Here is a 13,014-nt window from a genome sequence, read left to right on the forward strand (position 1 = left end):
CTTTTAAAATAAGTTTGGATCTAATGGTTTTGACCAAGTTGCTTGAATCGATTTGTTTTGAATAAGCAGTTTTAAAGAAATCATTTGGATCGATAAATAATATAAATTGATGGGATATTTATGGCTGAAGAAATAAAACAGCAACAACAACCTGCACCACAAGCACCTCTACCCAAAAAGCGCCGTGTGCTTCGCAGCGTTCTTTTGACGCTTGTAACGTTGTTGGTTTTTTTGGTTGCTGCTTTAGCTGTAATGTTCTCGACTGATAAAGGAAGTAAATTCCTACTTGATCGTGCTTTATCGGCACAGAAAATGATTAAGTATGAATATGAAGGCGGAAGCTTACTTCGCGGTATTATTCTAAAAAATGTATTGGTTAGCCTTAAAGCGGTAGATGTTAAAATTGACCGTGCAGATGTTTCATTAGGTTGGCGTGCAATATTAGACAAAGAAGTGCATTTAAGTCATGCCAATGTCAGCAATGTGGTGGTGATTAATAAATCTCCTCCAAGCAATGAAGCTTTTAAATTTAGTGAAATTAAACTGCCTTTTGTTTTGCGTATTGATGAAGCAAACCTCGATAAACTACAAATTAAAACATCAACGACTAAAGTTGATTTCAATGATATTTATTTGAAAGATGGCTTGTGGTCGGGTACAGAACTGCAATTTAAAGATACACGAATGGATATGGGCTATCTCTCTGTGAGAGATGCTTCAGGCAGTATGAAATTTGAAGGTAAATATCCTTTAAATGCGACAGGTATAGTCAAACTTCCATCGCTTAAGGCACTAAATGTTGAAGACATTCACATCAATGCACGTGGTTCACTGGATACGATTCAGGCAGGTGTTGCAACGTTGACACCAGATTTACTGACAGGATGGGCAGTGGTTCATCCGATGCGTCCAAATGTACCAATGCAAGGTGCATTGAATTTTAAAGATTATCATTGGCCTTTATTGCTAGAGCAAGAACTACTGTCGAAACAAGGTATTGCTAAATTTAATGGTGATATCAAACGCTTAGATCTGGATATCAATACCGACATCAGTGGTAAAAATATTCCCCAAGGTCAATATACTGCATTAGCCAATACCGACTTGGTCAATCAATTGAACATCAGTAATTTAAATGGTCAGTTGATGAAAGGTGCTGTGAATGTTGCCGGTATGGTGAGTTGGGAAGATCATGTACATTGGGATGTCAAAGGCCGTTTAGATAAGATTAATCCAAAAGATGACATTATTCCTCAAGTCATCAAAGATTTTCTTCCGCCGAGTTTGGATGCCAATATTGCCTCTACGGGTGCTTTAAAAGACGGTATGAATGTCAAAGCAAATGTAGATTTTGATCAATATGAAACTTGGAATGTAGACCTTACTCAGGCTGAGCAAAAGAACAAACAACCAAGCCCAATGTTGATGGATGTGGCTTGGAATAATATCGACCGCGCTGTGCCCTATGTGGGTTGGCTAAGTAGTGAGTCAGGTCAGGTTAAATTGGCATTGGTAGAAGGGCAACAAGACATACATGTGGCAACTGTGGTACGTCCACATGAGAAAGCGACGTTACCAGCAGGTCAGTACCAAGCACAGTTAAATCTTAAAAATAATAATCTGAATGTCCCTTCGTTTAGCTATTTAGCATCCAAAGGGAGTTTGACTGGTCAAGCTCTAGTTGAACTACCTGATGATAAGCGCCAATTGAAATGGAATGCATTGGTGAATGCCAAAGATTTCAATCCGCAATCGGTTGCTGCTGCCGCACCAATTCATCTATTAAATGGACAAATTAAAGCAAATGGCTTTGCCAGACCCAATCAGCAAATCATTCAGCTGGATGCAATTAACCTAACCGGTCAGATAGCAAATCAAAGCAAGCCTGAAACCGTGAAATTGACAGGTAAAAGTACTGCTGCAATATTATTTAATGATGAAAAAGCAGGTGGCGGGTTTAAAGGCTTTGCTGTGAATTACGATGGATTTTTGCATGCAAGCCAACTACCACAAGGCGATGGTTCACTCAAAATTCGGGTCGCAGGAACGCCAAGTCGAATTAATATTACCGAATTTAAACACAATGGTGCTGCTGGACAAATCACAGCAAATGGTTTGCTGAATTTAAACAACGGTATCGGATGGGATGTGAACGCATCGTTAATTCGTTTTAAACCGCATTATTTTGTTTCCAGTGTTCGTGGTGAAATTTCAGGAAATGTGAAATCTCAAGGGGTTTGGTCTGATCAGTTAAAACGAGTGAATGTAGAACGACTGAATCTTGCGGGTATGATCAATAACAAAGCTTTGCGTGCTAAGGGTAATTTGGCTTTAATCATTAATTCAAATCAGAAAGGTTTTATACCTCAACAGTTTGAAGCAAATAATTTATTTGTGTCCTATGCGCAAAACCAAATTCAAGCATCGGGTAATGCACAAAACTTGCGTGTAAAAATTAATGCACCTGCTCTGTATGAAGTCTATCCAGGTTTACGCGGCAAAGCACAAGGCTTTGTAAACTTCCAATCACAACCACGACTTTCTGCAACAGCCAATATCGCCGTGGATAATTTTGGATTTAATAATTTACTTAGTGTTAAAAAATTAACCATTAAAGGTGAATTACCGACATCTGAAACTGTTCCAAGTTCGATGTCTGCAAAAATGGAAAATTTACGTAGTGGTAATCGTGAAATCCAGCATGGTGAAATTGCAATCTCAGGTACACGTAAAGCACATATTTTGAAACTGCAGGCATGGAACTATTATTCAAAATTCTATGTACAGCTAGCAGGTGGCTTTAACCCACAAAATGATTGGTTAGGTCAAATTCAGCGGGGTGAGTTTGACTCTGTTCGAATTCATCTCAAGCAAGAACAAAATGCACCAATCATCTATTCAACAGCAAAAACTGAAGTTTATGTAGGGCAACATTGCTGGTCGAGTCAACAAACGAAACTTTGTTTTGATCAACCGATCCGTGCCAGTAAAACCAAAGGTAATGTGTCTTTCGTTTCAAATAATTTGGATCTGAAAGATTTTGCAGCCTTTATGCCAGAAGGCTTAGCGATTACAGGTAAGTTAAATGGTTATGCCAAAGCGGCTTGGGCACAGGGTACAGAACCTAAAATTGATGCACGTTTGGTGACACGTAATGGTGTGATTGGTTTAAGTGCTGTAGATAGTGACGATACGTCTACCACAATGAATTACGATGAAGCCAGTGTCATTGTGAAAAGTATTAAAGAAGGTTTGATGCTACGCACAGACTTAAAAGCGCCAACGATTGGTACAGGTTATGCGAACGTTATTATCAATCCTTATGTTGATTCAAAACCGATGCGTGGTGAAGTTGCATTCAATCAGGTGCAATTACGTGTATTGAAGCCTTTCATCGCAGATGTTCGTAAGCTTGAAGGTAATTTGTCTTTAGCTGGTAAAATTGGTGGGACATTAACCAAGCCTCTGTTCAATGGTGAGCTACGCGTTAAAGATGGTCAGATCAGTATGATCTCCTTACCTGTCAATTTAACCAATTTACAGTTACATTCTTCTATTCGTCAGAATGAAGCGACCATCAATGGTGCGTTTAATAGCGGACGCGGTGTTGGTAAGTTGGTTGGTGGTATTGACTGGAAAGATGACTTACACATTAAGTTAAATCTTAAAGGCAATGATTTACTGATCCGACAAGCGCCGTTGATTACAGCCATTGTGGATACAGATATCAGTTTAGATGCACGACCATTATCGAAGTCAATTACGGTCAAAGGTAAGGTCGATGTACCTCGTGCATTAATTTCAATGCCAGAGTCAAGTGCATCGGTCGTACCGTTATCTTCCGATGTTCGTGTGGTGCGTGAAGGTGATAATCAACTTGCGATCTTGAAAGCAGCAAAACCTTGGGATATTCGTGCCGATCTGGAGTTGAATCTTGGGCAACAAGTCATTTTCCAAGGCTTTAATAGTCGTATTCCCTTGCTTGGTCGCATTTACTTGTCACAACAAGGCTTAGAAACAGCCATGCGAGCATCAGGTGCGATCGGTGTTTCTAAGAAAGTGATCATTGAAGCTTATGGTCAGAGTTTAGATCTGAATCGTGCGATTGCTCGTTTTAGTGGGGCATTGTCCAATCCGACTTTGGATGTGGATGCCAATAAAACGATTTCAGGCAGTATCGTTGGCTTACGTGTTACAGGTACAGCTTCAAGCCCGAATATCCAAGTGTATAACGATGCAGGCTTGTCCGAACAAGAGGCGATGAATGCATTGATTACAGGGCGTATTAATGATGGTTCAGGTAGCTTAAGCAATGCAGAAGGCTTTAGGTCTGATGTAAGCAATACCATTGCCGCGGCAGGGATTAGTTTAGGTTTGGGAGGAACACGTGCCTTTACCAATCAAATTGGACAAACTTTCGGTTTAAGTGGGTTGGCATTAGATGCTCAAGGGACTGGTGATGATACACAAGTCAGCGTTACGGGCTATTTAACTCCTGATCTTTACATTCGATACGGTGTTGGTGTGTTTACACCAGTGAATAAGCTCACTTTACGTTATCAAGTCAATCAACGTCTTTATTTAGAGGCGAGTCAGTCATTAGAACGTGCAATTGATATGTTCTACAACTGGCGATTCTAATATTTAAAAGGAAAAATGGATCAAACGTGGATTGATCCATATTTTCTAAATTGAGCTAGAGTTGTTGTGAGAACAATATATTTCTGGGTAAAAAGATTAAATCTGAATAAGTCTAAAAAAGGGTGATGCTATGAAAAAAATGATCGCGATGGCGTGTATGAGCATTTTAGTGAGTGCTTGTACGACAAATCCTCAAGCTACATCCGAGACACCTACAATTGGACTTGCAAACCCTGCCAGTGAAAATTGTGTTAATAAAGGCGGACGTCTTGAGCTACGTAATGAGAGTAATGGTCAAGTCGGTTATTGCCATTTACCTGATAGTCAAGTGATTGAAGAGTGGGCGTTAATGCGTTCTGAACAATCTGAATGTGTTCCTGAAGAAGCGAAAAAACTGATTGGGAAATCTCATTTGAGTGATGAAAAGATTAAGCAATTGACTCAATCTTTTCATGTTCGAACAGTATTGCCGAATCAAGCGGTCACTCAAGACTATCGTGCTGATCGAATTACAATTGTCATTGATCCAAATAGCAAGGTGATTCGTTCTGCGAGCTGTGGTTAATTTTTTGTAAGATGAGTAAAGTTCGTAAATGTGATGTTGATATTTCTTATTTGCACTCAGTTTGATTATGATATGCAGATGAGGAGATTTTTATGAACAAATTTTTAGTGTTAAGCGGTGTACTTGGGACAGCAATTTTAATGAGTGCTTGTGCTGAAAAGAAACCGCTTACGCCAGAAGAGCAGTGGCAAGGTTACTGTAAAAGTATTGGTAATGCTGCACGTTCGATTATTCTTGATCGTCAAAATGGTATTTTGCATAAAGAAGCTTTGGAATATGCCAATAAAGTGACAGACCCAACCACTAAAAAGTTTGTCCTAGAGCAAGTTGCTAAAGCTTATGCATATCCTGTGGATCAGTTAGAAGTGGATAGTAATGGATTGCAAGTGCAGTTTAGAGATGAAGCGGAAAAGCAGTGTTTAGAAACACCTTTTGATGCGAAATCATTGCCAGATTATAAACCGTTCTAATGAACGGTTTTTTATGTATTTAAAGACTGAACAACCAAAGGTTGTTCAAATTTAATTATAAATATATAGTTGTATTTTTAATAAAAAATTAAATATAGATATTAAGGTTAATATGAAATTTAAAAATATAAAACGATGTTGTTATGCGCTTGGATTTGCTTTTATTTGTACCTTAAGTCATTCAAGTTTTGCGGAAGAAAAATTAACGACTAAAGACATCAAAGTACTGAATCAAAAGGCAGATCAAGGGGATTTACAAGCAATTCAAGCCTTAATCATGATGTATGGAGAAGGTAAGCAAGTTACGCAAGATAGTAAAAAGGCAATGGAATATGCGCAGAAAGGCATTGCATTGGGGGATTTAAAATCTAAATATACTGCTGGTATGATGTATTTACATGGTGTTGGTAATGTACAAAAAGATTCGATTAAAGCAGAAAAATTGTTAACTGAGCTCGCTGAAATGGGTAATGTGCAGGCACAGATTGCTCTGGGGAGTCATTATTTGACTGGTGATCTTTTACCTAAAAATCAAGTGTTGGGGCTTAAGTGGACGGAAGCTGCGGCCAAGCAGAATAATGGTTTGGCACTCAATAACTTAGGCTGGTTATATTATAAGGGTACAGGTGTAAAGCAGGATTATAAGAAGGCGGTTGCTTATCTTGAACAAGGTACTCAACAAAATAATGCTTTGGCCTACGGTAATCTAGCGACTTTATATGGTCGTGGGCATGGTGTAAAACAAAGTGATCAGAAGGCTTTTGAATTACTTAAAAAATCTGCCGAGCTTGGTCAAGCGAGTGCTAAATTTAATTTGGCATTGGCATACTATCAAGGTACAGGCACGAAAGTTGATCAGCAAAAAGCTTATGAATTGATGCAAGAAGCCGCGCAAGCTGGTGTGCCACAAGCGATTGAAGCTTTGCAAAATCAAGCATCTAATCAGCAAGGATGCAGAGAGGTTCAGAGTGTGGTGAAAGGAAAAACATATACAGCGATTGAGTGTCCGATTATTTAAATCGATAGAATTAATATATTTAGAAAGCCAATGTGTATTTACACATTGGCTTTATTATTTTGAGTCTATTATTTGAGGAATCATTTCAGAAAAAATAATTAGCATAAAAACAGAAAAGCATATATACATAAGTGATAAAGAATAAAAACACAGGAGCGAAAAGATGGAAGTAGTCGCGTACATGAACAATGCTGATTTATTGCTTGAAGATGAACGAGGCATTGCTGTGATTAATGGGAGTCACTATGTTCTTAGCTTGGGAGATCGCGTAATTATTAAAGAAGTGATCAACGAGCAAGCTAAAATTTACCAAGTTCAGATTAGTTTTGCATGCGCAGAGCACAGTATGATGCACGATGACGAGATTTTGATCCGATTTGAAGGTACACATGAAACTTTGAAAGAATATTTGAACAAAACCACTGTACACTAAGGTGTAATGTTCAAATTCTGAGAAAAAGAGCAACATACAGTTGCTTTTTTTTCGGCTTTAGAGCCTTAAGTTCAGTTTCGAATGATTTGTTGTGCAAATAGACCTAAGAATTCATTTTTAAATCGAATCACGAAGAATTCTGATATTTATTTATGAAATAATGGTCATCACGAATAAATACGGGACTTGCATTAACTTTTGGCCCGAATTTTAGTAAAATTTGATAGTCCATATTGTCTTTGATGCTTTAAATAAGCAGGAATTCAAAGATAATTTTTTAAAAAGAGGAATTACACCGTGCTAGAAGCTTACCGCCAACACGTTGCAGAACGTGCCGCACTCGGAGTCCCACCGAAGCCACTTGATGATGCTCAAACAGCTGCATTAGTTGAATTATTAAAAAATCCACCAGCTGGCGAAGAAGCGTTTCTAGTTGATTTACTAGAAAACCGTGTTCCAGCGGGTGTAGACCAAGCTGCTTATGTTAAAGCTGCTTTCTTGGCTGCTTTGGCAAAAGGCGAAGCGACTTCTCCTTTAGTAACTAAAGAACGTGCGGTTTACTTACTAGGTACTATGCTTGGTGGTTATAACGTAGCTCCTTTAGTTACACTTCTTGATGATGCTGAGCTATCTGAATTAGCTGCTGATGCACTTAAGAAAACTCTTCTTGTATTTGATGCGTTCCATGACGTTGCTGATAAAGCAAAAGCGGGCAATGCAAATGCACAAGCAGTAATGCAATCTTGGGCTGATGCTGAATGGTTCACATCGCGTCCAGACGTTCCAGCTGAAATCAAACTTACTGTTTTCAAAGTAACTGGCGAAACAAACACAGACGACTTGTCACCTGCACAAGACGCTTGGAGCCGTCCAGATATTCCATTGCACGCAAATGCAATGTTGAAAAACGTACGTGACGGTATCAACCCAGAAGTTCCTGGTGAAGTTGGTCCATTAAAGCAAATCGAAGCTCTAGTTGCGAAAGGCAACCAAGTTGCTTACGTTGGTGACGTTGTTGGTACAGGTTCATCTCGTAAATCTGCAACTAACTCTGTACTTTGGTTCTTTGGTGATGACATTGCTCACATCCCGAACAAAAAAGACGGTGGTTACTGCTTAGGTTCTAAAATCGCTCCGATTTTCTTTAACACAATGGAAGATGCTGGCGCATTGCCAATCGAAATTGATGTTGCAAACATGAACATGGGCGACGAAATCGTTCTGAACATTGATCATGCTGCTGCGAAAGTAACTGCTTCTAAAGATGGCGCTCAAATCGCTGAAGCTGAACTTAAAACTCCAGTTCTTCTTGATGAAGTTCGTGCGGGTGGTCGTATCAACTTAATCGTTGGTCGTGGTTTGACAACTAAAGCGCGTGAAGCTTTAGGTCTTGCTCCATCTACATTGTTCCGTACTCCAGTTCAACCTGCTGCTACTGGCAAAGGTTTCACTCAAGCACAGAAAATGGTTGGTCGCGCATGTGGTCTTCCTGAAGGTCAAGGCGTACTTCCAGGTACTTACTGTGAACCTAAGATGACGACTGTTGGTTCGCAAGATACAACTGGTCCAATGACTCGTGACGAATTGAAAGACTTAGCTTGCTTAGGTTTCTCTGCTGATCTAGTTATGCAATCTTTCTGTCATACAGCTGCTTATCCAAAGCCAGTTGACGTTCAAATGCAACACACGCTTCCTGATTTCATCATGAACCGTGGTGGTGTGTCTTTACGTCCAGGTGACGGTATTATCCACTCTTGGTTAAACCGTATGTTAATGCCGGATACTGTTGGTACAGGCGGTGACTCACATACTCGTTTCCCAATTGGTATTTCATTCCCAGCGGGTTCTGGTCTTGTAGCATTTGCTGCAGCAACTGGTGTTATGCCACTTGATATGCCTGAATCTGTACTTGTTAAGTTCAAAGGTAAAATGCAGCCTGGTATCACTCTACGTGACCTAGTACATGCAATTCCTTACGTTGCGATTCAGCAAGGTGACTTAACTGTAGAGAAGAAAGGTAAGAAAAACATCTTCTCTGGTCGTATCCTTGAGATCGACTTAACAGAAATGGAAACTGACTTAACTGTTGAGCAAGCATTCGAACTTTCTGATGCTTCTGCTGAACGTTCAGCTGCTGGTTGTTCTATCACGCTGTCTGAAGAGAAAGTTGCTGAATACCTTCGTTCAAACATCACTATGCTTAAGTGGATGATTTCTGAAGGTTATGGCGATGCGCGTACGATGGCTCGTCGTGTAGAGAACATGGAAAAATGGTTGGCTAATCCATCACTTCTTAAAGCTGATGCTGATGCTGAATACACTAAAGTGTATGAAATCGACCTTGCTACAATCACTGAACCAGTTCTTTGCTGTCCAAACGATCCAGATGATGCGAAATTGTTATCTGATGTTCAAGGCGTGAAAATTGACGAAGTATTTGTTGGTTCATGTATGACGAACATTGGTCATTTCCGTGCAACTGGTAAGTTGTTAGAGAAAGTTCCTGGTGGCGTATTGAATACTCGTTTGTGGATTGCTCCACCGACGCGTATGGACGAACGTCAATTGATGGAAGAAGGTTTCTATAACATCTATGGTAAAGCTGGCGCGCGTACTGAAATGCCAGGTTGTTCATTATGTATGGGTAACCAAGCACGTGTAGCTCCGAACACGACTTGTGTATCGACTTCTACTCGTAACTTCCCGAACCGTTTAGGTCAAGGCGCTAACGTTTACTTAGCTTCTGCTGAACTTGCATCTGTTGCTGCTGTACTTGGTAAATTACCAACTCCAGAAGAATACCAACAATATGCAGCTCAAATTGATAGCATGTCTTCAGACATCTACCAATACTTAAGCTTCGACAAAATGAGCGACTATACTGACGCTGCTAAAGATGTTGATACGAAGAAAATTGCTGCTGCTCAGTTAACTTAATTTATTGAAAATTAAAGTAATATGAGTTAAAAATAAGGGCTGATTTATCAGCCCTTATTTTTTTATGTTCAATTCTATTGTTGAAAATTATCTATTAGATTTAGGTTTCGTTCCTGGAAGTATTTATATGAATATTTCTAAACGATTTGTAGGTAATGAAGGTTTTTTTGAAAATTTAATTTCTCACTTTTCCGTTAAAGACAATCCAAAAGTAGATGATTTTAATGATTTTTTAAATCCGTATAAACTAGATAGTGATTCTGAAATTTATAATGTCTTATTTTCGCTGTTTAATGATATAAGAAATTACAAAAATGGAGGGAAGTTTGAACTTTTTAAATATCATGAAGCTGAATGGGGAGTACCAACGAATTTGCTCACAGCAAGTGATATTAATGATAAAGGTGATTTAGAGGATTTATCTGGAATTATTGAAATTTATAGGGGTATGTCTAGAGGTGAATATGAAAGTGATGATTTTGGACAATCTTGGACGACAGATTATGAAACAGCACTTAGATTTGCTGAGAATACATATAGCGAGAAACCAAAAGGAATAGTCGTAAAAAGCACCATCTCTAAAATCGAAGTATTACATTACGATAAAAATAAAGAATTTGAAGTTATCGTGATTAAAGGAAGTCATAAAAAATCCAATGTATCAATAGCTAGCTGGTGAATAAAGAGTATTGTATGAATTTAACTATAAAAATATTAAAAGTGTTAAAAGAAAAAGGTGAGTTAACACTAGAAGAGTTATTTAATCTCATTCCAAAAAAATCTAATGATCATAGTGATTTATATCCTTTAGCTTCCTTGATTTCATTAGGTTATATTGAAGATGATATGAGTGTTTCAATTGAAGAAAAAAAGAAAGAAAATATTCATTTGATAGCATATAAATTATATGCTTGGAGTATAGCAGATGGAAATTTTGCTGAATATAAAGGCATTTCGTGGAGAACATGTAACTTGAAATTAAAAGATGGGAAATTTGCTATTACAGGAGAAGGGTATTTATATTTGGATAGAGAGTTAACACGAAATAGCGATAGGAGATTTGCATTTTTATTGGCAATTTTATCTGCAGTTTTAAGTTCTTCTGTAACAACCTTGATTTCAAATAGTGTTGGTTGAATATGACTTTTGGTAACAATATTTTAAATACTTAATATTCTAATTCACTCTGCTTTACACTTAACTTAATAAATCGTTTAATCCTCGCATAGATAAACTTAGTAAAAGTAGATGTAACAATGGCAAAACAATCCCGCTTCCTCTGTATCGGTGGTTTCCTTAACGGAACTCAAGTTAAAGACCAAGGCGACAGCTTTGTCTGCGTCGAAAAAGGGAAAAATGTAAATTACATCAAGACGGAAATTTTCCATCCAGATGCATGGGATCATGACTACTATGTTTGTGAAACCACAACGGATAAACAAGCTTATAATTGGGTCTATGACATCAAAAAATAAGTTGTTTATGAAGTTTAGAAAAAAGCCATTACCTAAAACGTAATGGCTTTTTAATGCAATAAATTCACAGCAAATTTTAAAATAATATAAAAGCGTTACATTTATATAGCTGAAAAAATTCCTCTGATTTGATAAAAAATGAACAAAATAAAGGGGATATAGATTTAATGAATTATGAGCTAGATGCTTTTTTGACGATTGTCATTGCAGTCCTTGTACTATTTATTGGCTACTTTGTGGTAAACAAAATTTCAATTTTAAAAAAATACAATATTCCAGAACCCGTTGCAGGCGGTCTAGTTGCTGCGGTCATTACCTTTATTTTATTTAAAAGCTTCAATATCACCATAAATTTTGATGCCAATATTCAGCAAATTTTCATGCTGATGTTCTTCACCTCAGTCGGACTTAGTGCAAGCTTAGGTAAACTCAAAGAGGGTGGTAAAGCACTGATCCTATTTTTAGGCTGTGTCATTGTATTTGTACTCTTGCAAAATGCCGTCGGTATCAGCTTAGCCAAAGCATTGGGACTCGATCCACTCATTGGTTTAATCACAGGTTCAGTGACTCTTACAGGTGGACACGGCACAGCAGGTGCATGGGGTACAGTGTTTGAACAAGATCATGGCATACAAGGTGCGGTCGTGCTCGGCATGGCAAGTGCCACATTTGGTTTAGTCATTGGCGGTATGATGGGTGGTCCAGTTGCAAAATTCTTAATTCGTCGCTTCCAATTGGCTGAAGAACTTGCTCCAACAACAGGACGAAATGAAGCGCCACCATCTGCTGAAACAGCACCTTTCGAATATCCAGAAAAGACGCGTTTGATTACCGCAGATGATGCGGTAAAAACCATGGGGATGTTTGCAGTCTGTATTAGCTTTGCTTACTTCATGTCTGACTTTGCACGTGGACAATGGTTTGAATTACCTACATTTGTTTGGGCGTTGGCATGCGGTGTAATTTTACGAAATAGCTTAGAGCTAATCTTTAAAGTTGAATTATTTGATCGCTGTATTGATGTATTTGGTAATGCATCATTGGCATTGTTCTTATCTATGGCATTGATGTCATTACAGTTATGGCTGCTCGCAGATTTAGCTGGGCCATTGGTAATTATATTATTGGCACAAACCGTGGTCTTAGCTTTATATCTGTATTTTGTGACTTTCCGAGTTATGGGCAAAAGTTACGATGCAGCCGTGCTTTGTGCGGGGCAATGTGGTGTGAATTTGGGTGCTACACCAACAGCGATTGCAAATATTCAAGCCGTGACCAATACCTATGGTCCTTCACATAAAGCCTTTTTGATCATTCCACTGACAGGGGCTTTCTTCGTGGATATTGTCAATGCGGTCGTGATCCAAGGCATCATTGGATTTTTTGGATAATCAACATCTAGATGCAGCCACTAAAGGTTCTAAAAGGCTTTGGTGGCTTGAGCTAGATATAAAAAATGAAAGATAAAGAACAAT

The 13,014-nt window shown here is 38.5% G+C and carries 10 protein-coding genes; all 10 read left to right on the plus strand.

The genetic code is table 11. The features are described from left to right. Positions 1-120 precede the first annotated feature (120 nt). The 10 genes from AC5YDM_RS01125 (at position 121) to gltS (ending at position 12,930) form a co-directional block, all read left to right on the plus strand. Positions 121-4,641, plus strand: coding sequence for a translocation/assembly module TamB domain-containing protein (locus tag AC5YDM_RS01125; RefSeq protein WP_496150281.1), 4,521 nt, complete (start codon positions 121-123; stop codon positions 4,639-4,641). A 130-nt stretch (positions 4,642-4,771) separates the two neighbouring features. Continuing rightward, positions 4,772-5,206: a putative hemolysin gene (locus tag AC5YDM_RS01130; protein WP_496150283.1), complete on the plus strand. Its 435-nt coding sequence runs from the start codon at positions 4,772-4,774 to the stop codon at positions 5,204-5,206. Between the two features lie 92 nt (positions 5,207-5,298). After that, positions 5,299-5,676, plus strand: a complete 378-nt coding sequence (locus AC5YDM_RS01135) for a hypothetical protein (RefSeq protein WP_496150284.1) — start codon at positions 5,299-5,301, stop codon at positions 5,674-5,676. Positions 5,677-5,788: 112 nt separating this feature from the next. Then, on the plus strand, positions 5,789-6,694 hold the full coding sequence (locus tag AC5YDM_RS01140) for a tetratricopeptide repeat protein (protein ID WP_496150285.1): 906 nt from the start codon (positions 5,789-5,791) through the stop codon (positions 6,692-6,694). Positions 6,695-6,857: 163 nt separating this feature from the next. Continuing rightward, positions 6,858-7,127 (plus strand): hypothetical protein, encoded by a 270-nt coding sequence (locus AC5YDM_RS01145; protein WP_496150286.1) that lies wholly within the window; start codon positions 6,858-6,860, stop codon positions 7,125-7,127. 297 nt (positions 7,128-7,424) lie between these two features. Next, the gene (locus tag AC5YDM_RS01150) at positions 7,425-10,064 is read left to right on the plus strand and encodes a bifunctional aconitate hydratase 2/2-methylisocitrate dehydratase (protein WP_496150287.1); all 2,640 of its coding nucleotides are present in this window, start codon (positions 7,425-7,427) and stop codon (positions 10,062-10,064) included. Positions 10,065-10,191: 127 nt separating this feature from the next. Further along, positions 10,192-10,743, plus strand: a complete 552-nt coding sequence (locus AC5YDM_RS01155) for a hypothetical protein (protein ID WP_496150288.1) — start codon at positions 10,192-10,194, stop codon at positions 10,741-10,743. Between the two features lie 14 nt (positions 10,744-10,757). After that, on the plus strand, positions 10,758-11,201 hold the full coding sequence (locus AC5YDM_RS01160; RefSeq protein WP_496150289.1) for a hypothetical protein: 444 nt from the start codon (positions 10,758-10,760) through the stop codon (positions 11,199-11,201). Positions 11,202-11,320: 119 nt separating this feature from the next. Beyond that, positions 11,321-11,539, plus strand: a complete 219-nt coding sequence (locus AC5YDM_RS01165) for a hypothetical protein (RefSeq protein WP_496150290.1) — start codon at positions 11,321-11,323, stop codon at positions 11,537-11,539. A gap of 167 nt (positions 11,540-11,706) precedes the next feature. Further along, the gene (gene gltS, locus AC5YDM_RS01170) at positions 11,707-12,930 is read left to right on the plus strand and encodes a sodium/glutamate symporter (RefSeq protein ID WP_496150291.1); all 1,224 of its coding nucleotides are present in this window, start codon (positions 11,707-11,709) and stop codon (positions 12,928-12,930) included. Positions 12,931-13,014 lie beyond the last annotated feature (84 nt).

The sequence above is a fragment of the Acinetobacter sp. CY81 genome (assembly GCF_059515925.1).